General features: G+C 67.8%; 15 protein-coding genes and 3 pseudogenes. 9 read left to right on the forward strand and 9 right to left on the reverse strand.

Annotated features, from left to right (window positions below; translation table 11 throughout):
- Nucleotides 1-70 precede the first annotated feature (70 nt).
- Together ACX5I6_RS10445 and ACX5I6_RS10450 are read right to left on the reverse strand one after the other, a co-directional pair.
- Nucleotides 71-1,168, reverse strand: a complete 1,098-nt coding sequence (locus ACX5I6_RS10445) for a LysM peptidoglycan-binding domain-containing protein (RefSeq protein ID WP_461840446.1) — start codon at nt 1,166-1,168, stop codon at nt 71-73.
- A 265-nt stretch (nt 1,169-1,433) separates the two neighbouring features.
- Nucleotides 1,434-2,168, reverse strand: a complete 735-nt coding sequence (locus ACX5I6_RS10450; protein WP_285248576.1) for a potassium channel family protein — start codon at nt 2,166-2,168, stop codon at nt 1,434-1,436.
- 72 nt (nt 2,169-2,240) lie between these two features.
- Between ACX5I6_RS10450 and ACX5I6_RS10455 the strand changes: the two genes are divergently transcribed.
- Together ACX5I6_RS10455 and ACX5I6_RS10460 are read left to right on the forward strand one after the other, a co-directional pair.
- On the forward strand, nt 2,241-2,795 hold the full coding sequence (locus ACX5I6_RS10455) for an acyl-CoA thioesterase (protein WP_285248577.1): 555 nt from the start codon (nt 2,241-2,243) through the stop codon (nt 2,793-2,795).
- Between the two features lie 89 nt (nt 2,796-2,884).
- A complete protein-coding gene (locus ACX5I6_RS10460) occupies nt 2,885-3,322 on the forward strand; it encodes a thioredoxin family protein (RefSeq protein WP_285319206.1) in 438 nt (145 codons plus the stop codon).
- 68 nt (nt 3,323-3,390) lie between these two features.
- On the opposite strand, the gene ACX5I6_RS10465 is transcribed toward ACX5I6_RS10460, so the two are convergent.
- Nucleotides 3,391-3,669 carry a putative quinol monooxygenase gene (locus ACX5I6_RS10465; protein ID WP_018760535.1) on the reverse strand — a complete coding sequence of 93 codons (279 nt, stop codon included), beginning with the start codon at nt 3,667-3,669 and terminating at the stop codon, nt 3,391-3,393.
- A 102-nt stretch (nt 3,670-3,771) separates the two neighbouring features.
- Between ACX5I6_RS10465 and ACX5I6_RS10470 the strand changes: the two are divergent.
- A pseudogene (locus ACX5I6_RS10470) lies at nt 3,772-5,447 on the forward strand (AMP-binding protein).
- Here the strand turns inward: ACX5I6_RS10470 and ACX5I6_RS10475 are convergent.
- Together ACX5I6_RS10475 and ACX5I6_RS10480 are read right to left on the reverse strand one after the other, a co-directional pair.
- The gene (locus ACX5I6_RS10475; protein ID WP_461840447.1) at nt 5,444-6,040 is read right to left on the reverse strand and encodes a hypothetical protein; all 597 of its coding nucleotides are present in this window, start codon (nt 6,038-6,040) and stop codon (nt 5,444-5,446) included. The pseudogene ACX5I6_RS10470 and the gene ACX5I6_RS10475 sit on opposite strands and share 4 nt — an antisense overlap.
- 101 nt (nt 6,041-6,141) lie before the next feature.
- Entirely contained in the window at nt 6,142-7,125 is a 984-nt protein-coding gene (locus ACX5I6_RS10480) for a DNA-3-methyladenine glycosylase family protein (protein ID WP_461840448.1), read from the reverse strand.
- Nucleotides 7,126-7,265: 140 nt separating this feature from the next.
- Between ACX5I6_RS10480 and ACX5I6_RS10485 the strand changes: the two genes are divergently transcribed.
- A complete protein-coding gene (locus ACX5I6_RS10485) occupies nt 7,266-7,679 on the forward strand; it encodes a VOC family protein (RefSeq protein WP_461840449.1) in 414 nt (137 codons plus the stop codon).
- 21 nt (nt 7,680-7,700) lie between these two features.
- Here ACX5I6_RS10485 and ACX5I6_RS10490 read toward each other — a convergent pair whose 3' ends face one another.
- Nucleotides 7,701-8,885, reverse strand: coding sequence for an ArsB/NhaD family transporter (locus tag ACX5I6_RS10490; RefSeq protein ID WP_461841701.1), 1,185 nt, complete (start codon nt 8,883-8,885; stop codon nt 7,701-7,703).
- A gap of 62 nt (nt 8,886-8,947) precedes the next feature.
- On the opposite strand from ACX5I6_RS10490, the pseudogene ACX5I6_RS10495 reads away from it, so the two are divergent.
- The 5 genes and pseudogenes from ACX5I6_RS10495 to ACX5I6_RS10515 all read left to right on the forward strand — a co-directional run bounded on the left by ACX5I6_RS10495 (nt 8,948) and on the right by ACX5I6_RS10515 (nt 14,240).
- Nucleotides 8,948-10,335: pseudogene (locus ACX5I6_RS10495) on the forward strand (cystathionine beta-synthase).
- A 10-nt stretch (nt 10,336-10,345) separates the two neighbouring features.
- Nucleotides 10,346-11,509 carry a cystathionine gamma-synthase gene (locus tag ACX5I6_RS10500; protein WP_461840450.1) on the forward strand — a complete coding sequence of 388 codons (1,164 nt, stop codon included), beginning with the start codon at nt 10,346-10,348 and terminating at the stop codon, nt 11,507-11,509.
- 52 nt (nt 11,510-11,561) lie between these two features.
- Nucleotides 11,562-12,068: a winged helix-turn-helix transcriptional regulator gene (locus ACX5I6_RS10505; RefSeq protein WP_461840451.1), complete on the forward strand. Its 507-nt coding sequence runs from the start codon at nt 11,562-11,564 to the stop codon at nt 12,066-12,068.
- Nucleotides 12,065-13,434: pseudogene (locus ACX5I6_RS10510) on the forward strand (MFS transporter). Before ACX5I6_RS10505 ends, ACX5I6_RS10510 begins: the two are co-directional and overlap by 4 nt.
- Before the next feature lie 35 nt (nt 13,435-13,469).
- Nucleotides 13,470-14,240 carry an SDR family oxidoreductase gene (locus ACX5I6_RS10515; RefSeq protein ID WP_461840452.1) on the forward strand — a complete coding sequence of 257 codons (771 nt, stop codon included), beginning with the start codon at nt 13,470-13,472 and terminating at the stop codon, nt 14,238-14,240.
- Nucleotides 14,241-14,354: 114 nt separating this feature from the next.
- Here the strand turns inward: ACX5I6_RS10515 and ACX5I6_RS10520 are convergent, their stop codons facing one another.
- The 3 genes from ACX5I6_RS10520 to ACX5I6_RS10530 are packed head-to-tail and all read right to left on the reverse strand — an operon-like array spanning nt 14,355 to nt 18,245.
- Entirely contained in the window at nt 14,355-15,530 is a 1,176-nt protein-coding gene (locus tag ACX5I6_RS10520; protein WP_461840453.1) for an acyl-CoA dehydrogenase family protein, read from the reverse strand.
- Nucleotides 15,527-17,020 (reverse strand): APC family permease, encoded by a 1,494-nt coding sequence (locus ACX5I6_RS10525; RefSeq protein ID WP_461840454.1) that lies wholly within the window; start codon nt 17,018-17,020, stop codon nt 15,527-15,529. Before ACX5I6_RS10525 ends, ACX5I6_RS10520 begins: the two co-directional genes overlap by 4 nt.
- A 13-nt stretch (nt 17,021-17,033) precedes the next feature.
- Entirely contained in the window at nt 17,034-18,245 is a 1,212-nt protein-coding gene (locus ACX5I6_RS10530; protein WP_285248590.1) for a glutathionylspermidine synthase family protein, read from the reverse strand.
- Nucleotide 18,246: the final 1 nt, after the last annotated feature.

Genomic DNA, 18,246 nt, shown 5'->3' on the forward strand with positions numbered 1-18,246 from the left:
TTGCCGGTAAAGGTTCGGACCCGCGGACAAGCTTCTGAAATCCCGGTTCAGCGCCGTGGTTCACATGCAGTCAGTTCAAAGCGATCAGGAGCATCGTGCTGGTGCCCGGGATGCAGGTTTGCAGGATGGCCCGGGGGAACCCGCCGAAGACCGCAATCACGTCGTTGGTGGTTCCGGGGTTGGGGACTGTGCCGCGGCCGGTCACGGTGTAGGTGCCGTAGCCGGGGATGCTGACGGTCTCACCCACGCCGATTCCGGAGAACCGTGCCCAGCCGCCGCAGAAGTCGTGCTCGGTGATGAACAGCGAGTACCCGTCGTTCGGGGTGAAGTGGATGGGGCCGATGCACGCGTCCACCATTGACTGGCCGCCGGACCCTGCCACGTAGATGGTGCGGACGGCGGGTGCTGCCGGTGCCGGCGCAGGTGCGGGAGCCGCCGCGGGGGCAGGGGCCGGGGCTGCTGCCGGGGCAGGCGCGGCGGCTGGAGCCGGAGCCGGGGCGGCCACCGCGATGGCAGGGCCGGTCAGCAGCAGTGTCTGGCCCGGGTAGATGATGCTGTATGCGCCCAAGCCGTTGGCCGCGAGCATCGCATTCATGTCCAAGCCGTGGCCGGCGGCAATCGCGCCCACAGTGTCGCCGGACACCACCGTGTAGACGTTGGGGTCCCCTGCCGGCTCGGGAGCGGGAGCAGGTGCCGGAGCTGGTTCGGGGGCTGGTGCCGGGGCGGGCGCCGGTGCCGGGGCTGCTTCCGCGGCTGGGGCGGCCACTGCCGCGGCTGCGGGTGCCTCAGCGGCGGGCGCATCCGGGGCATTTTGTCCGGAGGCGTCTGCTGCCCCGCTGGAGTCAACGGCGGGAGCCGGCGACGGAACGGCGGCCGCCGCTACCTGGACCGCCGCCGCAGGTGTGCCTCCGCTGAGGGACGCGGGTGGGGCAGCCATGGCGCCGATGCCCATTGCGGCGACTACGGCCGCCGTGGCCATGCCGGCCCATAACTTGTTGCTGATAACCGGGCGTCCGGTGGTGAGGTCCGTCCGGGGTTCGTCGGTGACAAAGCTCCTGCTGGTGCCGTCGGAAGGGGGAGAGGCTGGTTCATGGGTGGGCCCATCTGGGTTCGGTCCCGCCAGGACATGCGGTGCATGCCCCCGGTCAAGGACGGATCGCGATGCCATTGCACCGCCGGCCCCGGCAGGTGCCGGAGCCGCGGGCGGTGCAAGATGGAGGCATCCGCATACCCAGAAAATGCGGAAGTCCGCGTGATGGCAGGAACGTCCGGAAGCAACCCGGTGCACCTGCCGGTGCGTGGTGGTCCTAGGAATCCCGAGTCTAGGAATCCGGCCACGGCGCGGGCACCAGTAGGAATTACCCGAGTTTTCGGCACCGGTACTCGTCCCCGGCAGCGCCCCTACTCAGGCCCGGAGCGTTCGGTACTTGCCGCTACAGCGCCCGGCGGTCCCGCAGTTCCGCGATTTCCCGGCGCAGCAGGGCGATCTCGGCCACCAGTTCCGCCACTTCCACCCGCATGGGCTCTTCAACGGCTTCGGCAACCGATTCCGCTGTGTCCTCCACCCGCTGGACCAGCCACGATGCGATGGACGCGGTCACCACGCCCAGCACGGCGATCCCGCTCATCATCAGGGCCGTAGCCACCAGCCGGCCAATGGGCGTGACGGGATACATGTCCCCGTAGCCCACCGTGGTGATGGTGGAGGTGGCCCACCACAGGGCGTCGCCGAACGTGAGGATCTTGGCGTCCGGCGCCCACTGTTCCACGTCCAAGACTGCCAGCGCGCCCACGAACACCAGCAGCGCGGCGGAACCGGCCACATAGGTGGCCACCCGGCCGCGCAGCGTTTCGCCCACGGTGCGGTGCAAAACGGACAACAGCGTCACCAGCCGCAGCAGGCGCAAGGGCCGGAAGAAGGGCAGCGCCACGATGACCAGCTCGTGGAGGTTGCGGATGAACCACTGCCGGCGGTTCTCCGCCAGCCACAGGTTCGCCGCATAGTCCAGCACGAACACGCACCACGTCACCCACATGACCATTTCCAGCCAGTCCGCGCCGCTGCCCTCGAGCCGTCCGATGACCTGCCACGCGTAGGCTGCCAGGAACACCAGTGCCGTTGCCATCAGGGGCCACTCCGCCAGGTCGCGGTAGCGTTGCTGCGTCATGCAGGAAATCCTACGGCGACGCCCCACGCAACAGCAGGTGCCCGGCATGTTACCCGCGGGTAGCATTGGGGCATGCACCTGCTCCTGAGAACCTTGCTCCTGCTGTTCCGTTCCGCCCGGCGCGCGCCCCTGTCCGTGTGGGAGTCCTCGTCGCTGCCGCTTCGGGTCCTGCCCACGGACATCGACATCGCCATGCACGTCAACAACGGCATGTACCTCTCCCTCATGGACCTTGGCCGGTTCGACCTCATGGTGCGCAGCGGCGTCTGGAAGCGGATGCGGCGCCGCGGCTGGAGCCCGGTGGTTTCCGCCGAAACCATCGCCTTCCGCAAATCGCTGCAACTTTGGCAGGAGTACACCATCGAGACCCGCGTCATCGGGCTGGACACCAAGGCGATCTTCTTTGAGCAGCGCATGGTGGCCGACGGCGAGATTTACGCACGTGCCTACATCGCCACCCGGCTGGTCACCAAGGGAGGCCCGGTCAGCCAGGAAGACATCATCGCGGAGTTTGGTGCCCCGCCGGCGGACCTGGTGCTGCCCGAATGGATCCACGAATGGCGCGCCACCAGCGCCCTCCCCGGCAGCCGCACCCCCGCCCCGCACCTGTGGGATGCCTACAGCTGAACCGTTGGTCGTCGTACGCCGGGTATTCCCGATGACGCGGGGAGCGAACACCCGCGACACGGACAGCCCCGGGCGCGTAGCGTAGTCGCATGGCTACCCTTGACATCACAGGTGAACAGTTCGCATCCACGATCGAAGGCAACGATATTGTCCTGGTCGATTTCTGGGCAGAATGGTGCGGCCCCTGCAAGCAGTTCGGTCCCACGTACGCCACCGTGTCCGAGAAGCATCCGGATGTCCTCTTCACCAAGGTGGACACCGAAGCCGAACAGCAGCTCGCGGCGGAGGCAGGCATCACCTCCATCCCCACATTGATGGCCTTCCGCGAAAAGGTGCTGGTGTTCTCGCAGCCCGGCGCACTGAACGCCCAGCAGCTGGAGCAGGTGGTTGACGCTGTTAAGGCCCTGGACATGGATGAGGTCCACGCCCATGTGGCCCGCCAGCGGGAGGAAGCAGCTGCCGCGGCCGGCAAGCCCGCCGGCGCCCAGAACGGTCCCCAGGACGGCACCCAGATTCCCGACTTCTAAGTCGCTGTTAAGGCAGAAATGCGGGACCTCCCTTCGGAGGTCCCGCATTTCTGCGTTTAACGGTTGTGCTAGACGCGTTCCACCTTGACCGGTTCGGCCAGCAGTGCGCTCAACGATTCGTTCAGGTCCTGCACCGCGGTGCCCTTGGAGTGCTTGTCCAGCTCTTCCTGGGACGCCCACTGCTCGGTCAGCACCAGCTTCTCCTCCGTTGCCTCGGTCAGCTCGTAGCGGATGCAGCCCGGTTCATTCACCACCTCGTCGATGGCGATTTCCAGGGCAAGTTTGACGCGGAAGAACTCGCCGTCGTTGGGGATGAACGTTGCTATCAGGTCAATGGGTGCACTCATGGTTTTCACAATACCGGGCGCCGCCGGCCCGTCTCCCGTGTTGCGCCCGCATCCGGCCCCGCCTTCCTTCTCCTGCCGGGATCCTGTTGGTAGCGTTCCAGCATGCGTGCTTATACAGCCGGGGACACTGACGTCCCGCTCCTGGAAGAAACCATTGGCGCGAATTTCGAGCGCGTCGCCGCGCATTTTCCGCTCCATGACGCACTGATCGAGGCCGCCCCCGTGCCCGGCGCCGACGCGCGGCGCTGGAGCTACACCAAGATGAACGACGACGTCGACCGGCTGGCCAGGGCGCTCCTCGCCCTGGGGGTCGCCAAGGGGGAGCGGGTGGGCATCTGGAGCCCCAACTGCGCCGAGTGGACGCTCCTGCAGTACGCCACCGCCAAGGCCGGAGTGATCCTGGTGAACGTCAACCCCGCCTACCGCAGCCACGAACTCGAATTCGTCGTCAAGCAAAACGGCATGCGCATGCTGGTCACCGCGCCGTCGGACGCCAACAGCGACTACGTCGGCATGGCCCGCCAGGCCCTGGCCGCGTGCCCGGACTTGAAGGAACTCGTCTTCCTGCCGGACCATGGCCTGGACGGCCTGGCGGCCGGCAGCCCCGAAGGCGGCGCGGAACTCACGTACGCTGAACTGCTCAAGCGGGCGGACGACGTCGGGCACGCTGCCTTGAAGGCCCGGATGGCCGGGCTCAGCCCGCACGATCCCATCAACCTGCAATACACCTCCGGTACCACGGGATTCCCAAAAGGTGCCACGCTGACCCACCACAACATCCTGAACAACGGCTACGCGATCGGCGAGTTGCTGGGTTACACCGAGCACGACCGGGTGGTCATCCCGGTGCCGTTCTATCACTGCTTCGGCATGGTGATCGGCAACCTGAACGCCCTCAGCCACGGGGCCGCCACCATCATCCCCGGCCGCGGTTTCTCGCCTGCCGCCGCCCTCGAGGCGGTGCAGGACTTTGCCGGCACGTCGCTGTACGGGGTGCCCACCATGTTCATCGCCGAGCTGGCGCTGCCGGACTTCGGCTCCTATGACCTTTCGACGCTACGGACCGGGGTGATGGCCGGCTCGCTGTGCCCCATCGAGGTGATGAACCGGGTGATTTCCGAGATGAACATGGTGGATGTGGCCATCTGCTACGGCATGACCGAAACGTCCCCGGTGTCCACCATGACGCGCAGGGGTGACACGCTCCGGCAGCGCACGGAGACGGTGGGCCGGACCATGCCGCAGCTGGAAAACCGGATCGTTGACCCGGCTACGGGGGAGGACCTGGAGCGCGGGCAGATCGGAGAACTCTGCACCCGGGGCTACGCCGTGATGTCCGGGTATTGGAACCAGCCGGACAAGACGGCCGAGGCGATCGATGCCGATGGCTGGATGCACACCGGGGACCTGGCCCACATGGACGACGACGGCTATGTGGTGGTGGAAGGCCGGATCAAGGACATGGTGATCCGCGGCGGCGAGAACATCTACCCCCGCGAGATCGAGGAGTTCCTGTATACCCACCCGTCCATTCAGGACGTCCAGGTCATCGGGGTCCCGGATCCGAAATACGGCGAGGAACTGATGGCCTGCATCATCCTTAACCCGGGGCCGAACCGCTGGATGCGGCGGCAGTGGCCGAGTACTGCCGGGGACGGCTGGCCCACTATAAGATCCCCCGCTACGTGGAGGTCCGGGAGAACTTCCCCATGACGGTCTCCGGGAAGATCCGCAAAGTCCAGATGCGGGAGGAAGCGGTGGCGCGGCTGGGGCTCTAGGCGTCCCTGCGGCGGCGGCCCGTGCCGGCCCGGGTGGCCGCGATTGCTGCGGCGGCCACCGCTGCCAACGCCGCGACGGCCAGGACAGCCCTGCTTTTCCAACCCGCTGGGGAGAGCGTGCGGGTACCGGCCGTGCCGGTGACCTCGTTGGCAGGGATCTTCCACTCCTCCCGGGAGGGAAAGGTTCCGGGTGGTAGCTGCACCTCGCGCAGTTCCCGGCGGGCGGCGAGCCGCTTGCGGACCGTTTCATCGGGGGCAGCCTCGAGGTCGTCGGCGGCGATGGCTGTGGGGTAGTCGATGATGTAGGGCTCACCGTAAAACGCGGAGGACGCCGCCGACTCCACCCAGGTGAACGGTGGTGGGGCAACGTCCCGCGCGGCGAACGCGGTCAGCAGCATCTCCCGGATTTCCTCAAGGCTCTTACCCGTGGCCCCGCGGCGGGTCACGTCGAAGATGGCCAGTTGCAGCTTCAGTTTGGCATCCGGATCAGGATCGTGCGCCTCCGGGTCCACCACCGCGGGGTGTTGGCCGTTTGGATCCACGTCCAGGGGTTCCACGCCGGCGTGATTGGTGCGTCCTGGGTCGGAGCTCATGGGGTTCCTCTCAATCGTGGTCCGGCCGTCCTGGCTGGACGCCACACTGTAGCCTTACCCATCGCGGTCCGGATCAAGCACCTGTTGACCTGCCGTGCAGTTCAATGCCTCCGGTGGTCCTGGATGGTCATCCGCGGGCCAAAAGTGGGTTTGCGGTAACCGGTGCTCTGGATCATCCGCACCACCCGTTGCCGGTGCCCGCGCCACGGTTCCAGCAGCCGGATCATGCCGGCGTCGTCGGTCCTGCGGCCGGTGAGCGCGGCCCCGATGTAGGCTGCCAGGTGGTAATCGCCCACCGCGATCGAGTCCGGGCAGCCGTGGGTGCGCTGCACCACCTCGGCGGCAGTCCAGACACCGATCCCGGGAATCACCTGCATTTTGTCCGCGGCTTCCGCAGCCGGCAGCGCTGCCAGCCGTTCCAGGGCGGCGGCGGAGCGCAGCGCCCGCATGACGGTGGCGGAACGCTGCGGACCCACGCCGGCCTTGTGCCACTCCCAACTGGGGACCTGCAACCATTGGGCCGCTGTTGGCGCCACGACGAGTCCTGGCGGAGTGGAGGCCCCCGCGCTCGGGGCCGGCGTCCCGTAGCGGTGGACCAGGTACCGGTAGGCGCGCCGGGCCTCCACCACCGTCACCTTTTGTTCCAGGATGATGGGCACCAGCTGGTCCACCATGCGGCCGCTCGCGGGCAGGCGCAGCGCCTGGCTGCGCCGGCGTGCCTCCCGGACCATGCGGGGCAGCGTGGCGTGGAAGGCCGGTTCGTCGAAACCCCGCCAGTCGTCGTCGGCCCCCAACAGCCGGGGTGTTGCGTGGACCGCGGCTGCGGCACCCGGGCCCCATGCCTGGACGTCCACCCAGGGGCCGCCCGCGTCGCCGCCCGCGGGGGCCAGCCGCAGGGTGGCAGGGCCGGTGGAAGCCGTAAAGGCGTTCCAGATGACAGCGCCCTGGACGCAGAAAGACGGGTCACTGTTGCCGCGCAGCAGCGGTCCAAGGGTCCGCGACAAGCTGTAGGGGGCCTCCGGATACCAGCGCAGGGACACATCCGCGGCGGCCGCCAGCCGGGGAGGTGCGTCTGCGATCGTCATGTCTTCCATGGTCCCACGGCCCACCGACACCGGCGGGACTATCGGCCCTTCTCCGCATCGCGGCCCGGGCCTACGATCACTGCGGACGGCGCACGGGCAGCGGACTGTCCATAAGCCGCGCCGCAGAGGACCAGGAGGCCATGGTGGGCGGAGCAGTGCATTTTGAGATTCCCGCGGACGACCCCGAGCGGGCCAGGAAGTTTTACCAGGAAGCCCTGGGGTGGCGGATGGAACCGGTGCCGGGGATGGACTACACCATGGTCATCACCACGGACATGGATGCGGCCACCGGCCAGCCAACCACGCCGGGGGCGATCAACGGTGGAATGATGGCCAGGGAAGGCCGGATCACCGCCCCCGTCATCACCGTGGATGTTCCGGACATCAACGCCACACTCAAAACCGTGGAGGAGCTGGGCGGTGCGGTGGTCATGCCCAGGAACGAGATTCCGGGGATGGGTTACACGGCATACTTCCAGGATTCAGAGGGCAACGTGATGGGGCTCTGGCAGAACCTCGCGCCGCAGGCCACCGGGAGTTCAGACAGCGCCTGAGCACTCTGGAAAGACGAGCCGTCAGGGCATCCCGGAAACCAGCCACAGCGCCAACACGGCCAGCGGCACGGTCAGCAGGACGGCCACCAGTCCGGCCACCGCAAACCCGCCCCACCTGACAGGGACGTTCAGCACCCGCAGGCGCTCATGCCACAGCAGCGTGGCCAGCGAAGCCCAGGGGCTCACCAGCGGGCCCAGGTTCACGCCGATGAGCAGGGCGGCCAGCCTGGCCGGTGATCCGGCCACCGGCTCCAGGGCCAGGTAGGCGGGAAGGTTGTTCGCGGCGTTGGCCGCCCCCGCGCCCAGCCCGGCCAGTTGCAGGAGTGCCGGCAGTCCGTCGCCCGATCCGGCGATGCCTGCCAGCAGCGTGGTCAGCCCGTGTGCGTGCAGCGTTTCCATCAGCATGAACAGGCCCACTGTCAGCATCAGCGGCCGCCACGGGACCATGGACCACCGCAGGGCCGAGGGCCTGCGGCGCAGGAAGACCGCCAGCAGGACCACCGCCGCGGCAAGGGCCGGGTACTGGACCGGGACGCCTGAAACCAGGGCCGGGAGCAAGATCAGGAGCGTCACGGCGGCGGCCTTCAACAGGGTGCGGTCACGGACGGGATGGGATGGCTGGGGCCCGTAGGTTCCGCGCAGGTCCCGCCGGAACGCCAACCAGAGCAGGACGAGGGGGACCAGCAGTCCCACGACGGCGGGCGCCCAGACCAGTCCCGCGAAGCGCCATGGGCTCAGGCCAAGCCGGTCCTGGGCCAGGAGGTTGGTCAGGTTGGACACGGGCAGCAGGAGTGAGGCCGTGTTCGCCAGCCAGATGCTGGTCAGCGCGAACGGCAGGGGAGGAATCCGGGCGTGGACGGCCAGGAGGACAACCACCGGTGTCACCAGCACCGCGGTGGTGTCCAGGGACAGGAACACGGTGGCCACCGTGGCCACGGCCACCACAAGCAGCCACAAAGTGAAAACGCGGCCCCTGCCCATCGCCGCCAACCGGTCCGTGACCACGCGGAAAAGGCCGGCCTCGTCCACCAGTTCGGTCACCAGGGACATGGCCAGCACGAAAGCCAGAATGGGAATGGTGCGTCCGGCCAGTTCGCCGAAGGCCGGGACGGGGAGGGCGCCGACGGCGAGGGTGGCCAGGCCTGCCGCCAGGGTTGCGCCGGGCAGGAGGTAGCTGCGGGTGGCTTTGAGCCATGCGAACTGCATCACCGGGCTATCCTCGCATCCCGGGCGGGGAACGGCCTGCAGGAAGCGGTAGCTTTGTATCTATGAAGTACGCCCAGTCCATCCTGGACCTCATCGGCAATACGCCGCTCATCAAACTCAACCACGTGACCGAGGGCATCAAAGCCACCATTTTGGTCAAACTGGAGTACCTGAACCCCGGCGGTTCCATCAAGGACCGGATCGCGGCGCAGATGATCGAGGATGCCGAACGCGAAGGCAAGCTCAAGCCGGGCGGCACCATCGTGGAGCCGACGTCCGGCAACACCGGCGTGGGCCTGGCCTTGGTGGCGCAGCAAAAGGGCTACAAATGCATCTTCGTGGTCCCGGACAAGGTCGGCGAAGACAAGCGGGCCGTGCTGCAGGCTTACGGCGCCGAAGTGGTGGTCACGCCCACGTCGGTCCCGCCGGAGAGCCCGCAAAGCTACTACGGCGTCTCGGACCGGATCACCCGGGAGACACCCGGTGCCTACAAGCCGGACCAGTTCTCCAATCCCGCCGCTCCGGGCAGCCACTACAAGACCACCGGCCCGGAGATTTGGCGTGATACCGACGGCAGGATCACGCACTGCGTCATCGGCGCCGGCACCGGCGGCACAATCACCGGGACCGGCCGCTGATTTAAAGGAAGTTTCGGCGGACCGGCCGGAGTCCGACGGCGGCGTGGTCAGGATCATCGGCGCCGACCCCGAGGGCTCGGTCTACTCGGGCGGCACCGGGCGGCCCTACTTCGTCGAGGGCGTGGGCGAGGACATGTGGCCCGGCAACTACGACAAGTCCATCCCCGACGACGTGATCGCCGTCAGCGACGCCGACTCCTTCGCCATGACCCGGCGCCTGGCACGGGAGGAAGGCCTGCTGGTGGGCGGCTCCTCAGGCATGGCGGTGGTGGCGGCGCTCAAGGCAGCGCGGGACCTGCCCGAAAGTGCCGTCGTCGTGGTCATCCTGCCCGACTCGGGCCGCGGTTACCTGGCGAAGATCTTCAACGACCAGTGGATGCGCTCCTACGGTTTCCTCTCCGGGGGCGAGGAAACATCGGTGGGTGAGGTCATCAAGTCCAAGAACGGCGAGCTTGCCGGACCTGGTGCACATCCACCCCAACGAATCCGTACGGGACGTCATCAACATCATGACCGAGTACGGCGTCAGCCACATCCCGGTCCTCTCGCAGGAACCGCCCGTGGTGATGGGGGAGGTCCTGGGCGCCGTGGACGAGCGCACCCTGACCGCCAAGCTGTTCCGCGGCGAAGCAAAGCTGACGGACAAGATCTCCGAACACATGGGGCCCAAGCTGCCCGTGATCGGGTCGCTGGAAACCATCTCCGCCGCCAGGGAGCTGCTCTCGGACGCGGACACCCTGATGGTCACCTTCGTGGGCGCGCCGGTGGGAATCCTCACCCGGCACGACCTGCTGGCCTACCTGAGCAACTAAAGGAGCACCCATGACTGCCTCTGAGAACCAAGGATTCAACACCCGCGCCGTCCACGCCGGCCAGGCCTTCGAGCCCCGCACCGGCGCCGTGGTGCCGCCGCTGCACTTCAGTTCCACCTATGCCCAGGACGGCATCGGCGGCTTGCGCAGCGGGTACGAGTACGGCCGCGGCGGCAACCCCACCCGGGACGCGCTGCAGGAACAGCTTGCCGCCCTGGAACTCGGGACGCACGCCTACAGTTTCAGCTCCGGCCTGGCCGCGGAGGACGCCCTCATCCGCGCCCTCACCCGCCCGGGCGACCACATTGTGCTCGGCAACGACGCGTACGGCGGCACCTACCGGCTGATCAGCCGCGTGCTGGGTGATTGGGGGATCGGCAACACCCCTGTGGACATGGCCAACCTGGACACCGTCCGCAACGCCGTCGCCGCCAACAAGACGCGCTTCGTGTGGGTGGAGACGCCCTCCAACCCGCTGATGAAGATCACGGACATCGCCGCGCTCGCGGATATCGCCCACGCTGCCGGCGCCCTGCTGGTGGTGGACAATACCTTCGCCTCGCCCTACCTGCAGAACCCGCTGGCCCTCGGTGCCGACGTCGTGGTCCACTCCACCACCAAGTACATTGGCGGACACTCGGATGTGGTGGGCGGCGCCGTGGTGGTCAAGGACGCGGAGCTGGCGGAGAAGATCGGGTTCGTGCAGTTCGCGGTGGGTGCGGTGTCCGGCCCCATGGACGCCTTCCTGACCACCCGCGGGCTGAAGACGCTTGGCGTGCGGATGGACCGGCACAGCGAGAACGGCCAGGCGGTGGCCGAGTGGCTGCTGGAGCGTCCCGAGGTGGAGGCTGTGCTGTATCCGGGCCTGCCGTCGCACCCCGGCCACGAACTCGCCAGGACACAGATGCGCAAGTTCGGCGGCATGGTGTCCGTGCAGTTCAAGGGCGGTGAGGCCGCTGCCCGGAAGGTGGCGGAGTCCACCACCGTGTTCACCCTGGCCGAATCGCTGGGCGGGATCGAATCGCTCATGAACTACCCGTCTGAGATGACCCACGCCTCGGTGAAAGGGACCGAGCTTGCAGTTCCGGTCAACCTGCTGCGCCTGTCCTGCGGCATCGAGGATGTCGAGGACCTCATCGCCGACCTGGACCAGGCCTTTTCCGCAATACCCTAGCGGCTGCAGAGGAACCCTGGCTTTCTTGAAGAAAGTCAGCTAGGGTTCCCGTATGCCCCTCCGATCCGACTGGTCCCAACGCAGCTGCAGCATGGCCCGCGGCCTGGACATACTGGGCGACCCCTGGTCCGTCCTGGTCCTGCGCGAGGTCTTCTTCGGGAACGGCCGCTTCGACCCCATGAAGGCCCGCCTCGAAGTGGCCGACTCGGTCCTCACCAAGCGGCTCGCGGGTCTTGTCGAGTCCGGGCTGCTGGAGAAGAAGCCGTACGACGACGGCGGCCGCACCCGCCAGGAATATGTGCTCACCGCCATGGGTGAAGACGCACTCCCGGTCCTGAACGCGGTCACCATCTGGGCAGAGAAGCACCTGCCGGCGCCCTCGGACCAGGCCCACCTGTACGTCATCCATTCGGGCTGCGGGAAACCCACCACCTCGGCCGACACCTGCACCTGGTGCGGGGAGCGGCTCACCGCCGCGAACACCAGCTGGCACAGCCGGTCACGGTCCGAACAGCCCATCCGGTTATCCACCGCAGCCCGGGAAGGATCGGCCGCGTGAGCACCCTGCCCGAGGAAGCAGCCGAGCTGCCCGCCGACGCCGCCGCCCGGCCGGACACGGTCCGGCGCCGCCGGCTGCACCCGGCATGGATCGTCGCCGCCGTGGCGTTCCTGGCGCTGGTCGGGGCGGCCGGATTCCGGGCGGCCCCCGGGGTGCTCATGGTCCCGCTCCAGCAGGAGTTCGGCTGGTCCACCACGGTCCTGTCGGCGGCGGTCAGCATCAACCTTGTCCTGTTCGGCCTGACCGCACCATTCGCCGCCGCCCTGATGGAACGGTTCGGCATCCGGGCCGTCACGGCAACAGCCCTGGTCCTGATCGGCCTTGGCAGCGCCTTGACGGTGCTGGTGAACCAGTCCTGGCAGATCCTGCTGACCTGGGGACTGTTGATCGGCCTCGGCACCGGTTCCATGGCATTGGTCTTCGCGGCCACTATCGCCAACACCTGGTTCACCAAAAACCGGGGGCTGGTCATCGGCATCCTGACCGCCGGCAGCGCGGCCGGCCAGCTCGTCTTCCTGCCGTTCATCGCCTTGCTGGCACAGGACCCCGGCTGGCGGCAGGCGTCCCTGCTGATCGCCGCCGGTGCCCTTGCCGTGGTCCCGCTGGTGCTGAAGTTCCTCAAGAACTCGCCCGCCGACGTCGGGGTGTTGCCGTACGGTGCCCTTCCCCCGGTGCCCGCGGACGCCGTGGAGCCGGAAGGAGCCAAAGCCCCCGCAGCCGCGGACGGGCCACGCGCCAACGCCGCCGTCCGCGCCCTCCAGGTCCTCCGCCGGGCCATCAAAGTCCGGACGTTCTGGGCGCTGGCGGCAGGCTTCGCCATCTGCGGGGCCACCACCAACGGGCTGATCGGCACCCACTTCATTCCCTCCGCACACGACCACGGCATGCCCGAAACCACGGCGGCAGGACTGCTCGCCGTCGTCGGGATCTTCGACATCATCGGCACCATCGCCTCCGGCTGGCTGACCGACCGGTTCAATCCCCGCGTCCTGCTGGCCGTCTACTACCAGTTCCGCGGCATCGGCCTGCTGGTGCTGCCGTTGCTGCTGAACGCCGAGGTCCAGCCCAGCATGATCGTGTTCGTGGTGATCTACGGCCTGGACTGGGTAGCCACCGTTCCCCCACGGCCGCCATCTGCCGCGAGACATTCGGTGCGGACGGCAGCGTGGTCTTCGGCTGGGTGTTCGCGGCCCACCAGCTGGGCGCCGCGGCGGCAGCGATCGCCGCCGGAGCCCTGCGCGATGCCACCGGGCACTACACCTACGCCTGGCTGGGTGCGGCGGCCATGTGCACCATCGCTGCGGTCATCAGCGCCACCATCCGCCGGGACCGGAGTTCGCGGGAAGCGGAGCCGGCTGCGGCCTGAACCAGCGCCCCACAGGGCGGCGCTAGGCTGGTCGGATGGAATCAGACGCACCCGCCGCTGCCCGCCCCGTTGCCCTAATCACCGGCGCCGGGCGCACCGGGAACATCGGTGCCGGCATCACCCGGCAGCTGGCTGCCGATGGCTGGGACCTCGTCCTCTCCTACTGGGCCGGCTATGACGCCCGGATGCCGTGGGGGAGTGAGCCGGAGGATGTCCTCCGCCTGACGGCCGAGCTCGAAGCCATCGGCGCCACGGTCCACGCCGTACCCGCAGACCTGCAGGACCCCGGTGTGCCGGAGAGGCTGGTGGCCGAGGCCGTGGAGCTGGCCGGTCCGCTGCGGGGCCTCGTGCTCAGCCATGCCGAATCGGTGGATTCGGGGGTGCTGGACACCAGCGTGGAGTCCTTCGACCGGCACTTCGCGGTGAACACGCGCGCCAGCTGGCAGCTGATCGCCGCATTCGCCCGCCAGGCCACGGATGACGGCGGCGCGGTCGTGGCACTGACCAGCGACCACACCGCGTTCAACCTTCCCTACGGCGCCTCGAAGGGTGCCCTGGACCGGATCGTCATTGCCGCCGCACGCGAGCTGGGTCCACAGCGCATCTCGGCGAACGTCCTGAACCCCGGGCCCATCGATACGGGCTGGATGACTCCCGACCTGAAGGAAGAGCTCACCTCCCAGCAGCCCACCGGCCGCCTCGGCACCCCTGCCGACGTCGCCGGAACGGTGGCGTTCCTGCTCTCGCCCGCCGGGCGCTGGGTCTCCGGGCAGCTGATCAAGGCCGACGGCGGCTTCTCCGCCTGAAACTCCCCGCGCCCCACTTCGCCCCATTGGCCCCGCGCCCTCCCAACTGGCTCGCAGTAGATGCCGTTTTGGGCCGCCAAAACGGCAACAACTGCGAGCTAGTTGGGGGCAGGGTCAGTGGAAGGCGTCCAGCCCGGTGACATGCCTGCCCAGGATCAGGGTGTGCACTTCGTCGGTGCCCTCGTAGGTGCGGACCGACTCCAGGTTCGCGGCGTGCCGGAGCGGTGAGTAGTCGCCGGTGATGCCGTTGCCACCCAGGATGGTCCGGGCTTCGCGCGCCACGGCGATGGCCTCGCGGACGTTGTTCAGCTTGGCCAGCGAAATCTGCTCCGGCCGGAGGGCCCCGGCGTCCTTCAGCCGGCCCAGGTGCAAGGCCAGGAGGGTGCCCTTCTGGATCTCCAGCAGCATGTTCACCAGCTTCTCCTGCGTGAGCTGGTAGCCGGCCAGCGGTTTGCCGAACTGCAGCCGGTCCAGAGAATAGCCCAGCGCGGCCTCGTACGAGTCACGGGCCGCGCCCATGGCGCCCCAGGCGATGCCGTACCGGGCCTCGTTCAGGCAGGTGAACGGGCCACGCAGCCCCCGTGCAGCCGGGAGCAGGGCCTCGGGACCCAGCCGGACGTCGTCGAACACCACATCACACTGGATGGAGGCGCGCATGGACAGCTTCTGCCGGATGGGCGTTGCCGTCACGCCGGGGGTTCCCGCCGGAACCAGGAAACCGTGCACGCCGTCGTCCGTCATGGCCCACACCACCATCACCCCGGCCACCGAGGCAAGCCCGATCCAGCGCTTGGCCCCGTTGAGCACCCAGCCGGCATCGTCTCCACTGCCGTCCCGGGTGGCGAAGGTAGCCATAGCCGCCGGGTCGGAGCCCGCAGTGGGCTCGGTCAGGGCAAAGCAGCCGATCACCTCGCCGGCGGCCATCCGCGGCAGCCATTCCTGCTTCTGGTCCTCCGAGCCCCAGGTGTAGATGGCGGTCATGGCCAGCGATCCCTGGACCGAGACGAACGTGCGGATGCCGGAGTCGCCCGCTTCCAGTTCCATGGCCGCGAGTCCGTATTCGACGGCGGTCCGACCCGGGCAGCCATAGCCTTCCAGGTGCATCCCCAGGACGCCGAGCTCGCCGAGTTCGGGGGCCAGCTCCAGGGGGAACACCGCGTCCTCGTACCAGCGGGCGATATCCGGCTTGATCCGCTGGCGGGTGAAGTCCCGGATATGCTCGCGGAGCTCGAGCTCGTCCGCTGACAGCAGGGAGTCGAGGTCCAGGACATCGGACGGGCCGGCGCTCAACGCTTCACCTCGAAGTAGCCGCGGGTGGCCGGCAGGAACCTGCACACGGCTGCCAGCACCACGCCCAGTGCCAGCAGCACCACGCCGCTGACAAAGGCACCGCCGACGCCGAAGATCCGGGTATCGCCGTACGCCGGGTCCCACATCTGCACGGCGGAGACGAAGAACGCGGCAGTCAGCAGCACCGCCCCGAGGAGGGGAAGGATGCCGCGGAACCAGAGGTTCCGTGCGGAATCCCGCAAGGTGGTCCGGAAGTACCAGAAGCAGGCGTACCCGGTGAGGGCGTAGTAGAACGCGATGAACAGGCTGATGGCGCTGATGGAGTCTGCCAGCAGGTTCTCGCTCAGGAAGCTCATGGCCACGTAGTAGGCGGCAGCCGCACCGCCCATCACCTGGGTGGAAAAACCGGGCGTCTGGTTCCGCTCGTGGACCTCCGCGAACTTCGCCGGCAGGGCCCCGTGGACCCCCATGGACAGGGTGCCGCGGGCCGTTGGCAGGATGGTGGTCTGGGTGGAGGACAGGACGGACGCCAGGACCGCGACGACGATCAGCCAGCCCCAGGGTCCCAGGACGACGTCCTTCATGGCGAGGAAGACATCGTCCTTGTTTGCCTCGTTGCCCAGGCCGATGCCCTCGGTGCCCACGGTGGCGTACATCATCACCAGCAGTGCCACCGAAACATAGATCGCCATCAGGACGAAAGCTGAGATCACGGCCCCGCGGCCGGGCGTACTGGCGGGGTCCTCGGTCTCCTCGTTCACGGCAAGGCAGGTGTCCCAGCCCCAGTAGATGAACAGGGCAAGGAGGGTTCCATGCACCACGGCGCCGGGATCGGCAAAGGCTCCCGCCGGGTTGAACCACTCGAAATCGAAGGCTTGGCCCTCCGGGGCGCCGCCCACGATCCGCACCACCAGGGCTAGGGCGAAGACGCCCAGGGCGATGTACTGGACATAGGTCAGCACCCGCTGGACGTGCTCACCCAACCGGATGCCGCGGTAGTTCACCAGGGTCATCAGGACGATGAACAGCAGGCCCGTGGCGGTGACCACCACCTTGTTCTGCGCCAGCGACCCGTCACCCACCAGCAGCCACACATACTGGCCGGCCACTTGGGCGAGGTTGGCCAGGACCACGATCCCGGCCAGCGCCACTCCCCAGCCGCCCAACCAGCCCGCCCACGGGCCGAAAGCCTGGCGGGACCAGGTGAAAGTGGTGCCGCAGTCCGGGATGGCACTGTTGAGCTCGCGGAAGGCGTAGGCGATGAACAGGACCGGGACGAATCCCAGCAGCAGGATCAAGGGAGTGTAGTTGCCGTTGACGGCAACGATCAGGCCCAAGGTTGCGGCCAGTGAGTACACAGGGGCAGTGGAGGCCAGCCCCAGCATTACCGAGTCGCCAAGGTCCAGGATCCCGGCCCGCAATCCCTTGCCCGGCACCGGGGCGCCGGGCCCGCTGCCCGGGCCTCCCGTCGTCGTGATATCCGTGCTCATGCTGTCTCCGGGTTCATAGGACGATACCTGCCTTGCTGGAGTTGGCCACCGCCGAAAGCGGTGCCGGTGCGTCGATGGTGTTGGGCACGAAGCGGCAGAAGTAGTCGGTGACCGGGCCGTCGGATTCCCGGATGCCGCAGCCCACGGATTCGCCGTCCACCACCCAAAGGCCCAGCACGGGACGGTTGCCGTCGAAGTCTGGAAGGGCGTGGTACTGCTGGTAGCACCAGCCCTCGCGGCCGTAACCGCCGGGCTGTTCCACAGTGAGGCCGTCAGCGTGGATCCGGATGTTGTCGCCTTCGCGGCCGTGCAGGGGCTTGGCCACCCATTCCTTCAGCGGCCCAGGGTCCGTGAGGTACGCAGGCAGCAGGTTGGGGTGGTCCGGGTAGAGGTGCCACAATGCGGCCAGCAGGGCCTTGTTGGAAAGCAGCATCTTCCAGGCCGGCTCAACCCATCGCGGATTATGCGCCCGTTCCAGGAGGCGGGGCCCGAACTCTTCCTTCATCATCAGCTCCCACGGGTACAGCTTGAAGATGGTGCTGATCATGAAGTTGTCCAGGTCAACGAACCGGTTCAGGTTGGGGTCCCAGCCGATATCCGACATGTTGATCCCGATGGTGGTCCACCCCGCCTGGCTGGCGACGTCGCGCATGTACGCGGCGGTCATCCAGTCCTCGCCGGATTCCTCCACCTCAGAGTGGGCCACGTGGAGGGTGCTCATGCCGGTGCGGTACTGGAACTTCTTCCACTGCCGGATCAGGGCCTCGTGGATGCCGTTCCACTGGTCCTTCTCCGGGAACACGTCCTGCAGCCAGAACCACTGCGCCACGGCGGCTTCGATGAGTCCGGTGGGGGTGTCGGCGTTGTATTCGAGCATCTTCGCCGGGCCGCCCTGGCCGTCGTAGATGAAGTCGAACCGGCCGTAGACGTCCACGTCGGCGGCCTGCAGGGATTCAGCCGCCAGCTCCAGTGCCTGGGGGCCGATGCCGATGCTCCCCATGGCCCCGGTGGCCAGGAACTTCGCCGCCTCCAGGCACATCCGGTGCATGTCCTCGGCCGCGGCTTCAAGGGTCTCCACCTCGTCCATGCTGAACTCGTAATACGCCGATTCGTTCCAGTACTCGATCCGGCGCCCGTCGTCCATGGTGGTGGTGGAAAAGACCAGGCCCTGCTCTTCGATCTTCTGCTTCCAGCCGGGCCGTGGTTCGGATATCAGTCTCTTCACC

The sequence above is a fragment of the Arthrobacter sp. MMS24-T111 genome (assembly GCF_054888995.1).

Coding starts and splice junctions, on each gene's coding strand:
- ACX5I6_RS10445 (WP_461840446.1), bottom strand. CDS start 1,168: ATGGCATCGCGATCCGTCCTTGACCGGGGGCATGCACCGCATGTCCTG.
- ACX5I6_RS10450 (WP_285248576.1), bottom strand. CDS start 2,168: ATGACGCAGCAACGCTACCGCGACCTGGCGGAGTGGCCCCTGATGGCA.
- ACX5I6_RS10455 (WP_285248577.1), top strand. CDS start 2,241: ATGCACCTGCTCCTGAGAACCTTGCTCCTGCTGTTCCGTTCCGCCCGG.
- ACX5I6_RS10460 (WP_285319206.1), top strand. CDS start 2,885: ATGGCTACCCTTGACATCACAGGTGAACAGTTCGCATCCACGATCGAA.
- ACX5I6_RS10465 (WP_018760535.1), bottom strand. CDS start 3,669: ATGAGTGCACCCATTGACCTGATAGCAACGTTCATCCCCAACGACGGC.
- ACX5I6_RS10475 (WP_461840447.1), bottom strand. CDS start 6,040: ATGAGCTCCGACCCAGGACGCACCAATCACGCCGGCGTGGAACCCCTG.
- ACX5I6_RS10480 (WP_461840448.1), bottom strand. CDS start 7,125: ATGACGATCGCAGACGCACCTCCCCGGCTGGCGGCCGCCGCGGATGTG.
- ACX5I6_RS10485 (WP_461840449.1), top strand. CDS start 7,266: ATGGTGGGCGGAGCAGTGCATTTTGAGATTCCCGCGGACGACCCCGAG.
- ACX5I6_RS10490 (WP_461841701.1), bottom strand. CDS start 8,885: ATGCAGTTCGCATGGCTCAAAGCCACCCGCAGCTACCTCCTGCCCGGC.
- ACX5I6_RS10500 (WP_461840450.1), top strand. CDS start 10,346: ATGACTGCCTCTGAGAACCAAGGATTCAACACCCGCGCCGTCCACGCC.
- ACX5I6_RS10505 (WP_461840451.1), top strand. CDS start 11,562: ATGCCCCTCCGATCCGACTGGTCCCAACGCAGCTGCAGCATGGCCCGC.
- ACX5I6_RS10515 (WP_461840452.1), top strand. CDS start 13,470: ATGGAATCAGACGCACCCGCCGCTGCCCGCCCCGTTGCCCTAATCACC.
- ACX5I6_RS10525 (WP_461840454.1), bottom strand. CDS start 17,020: ATGAGCACGGATATCACGACGACGGGAGGCCCGGGCAGCGGGCCCGGC.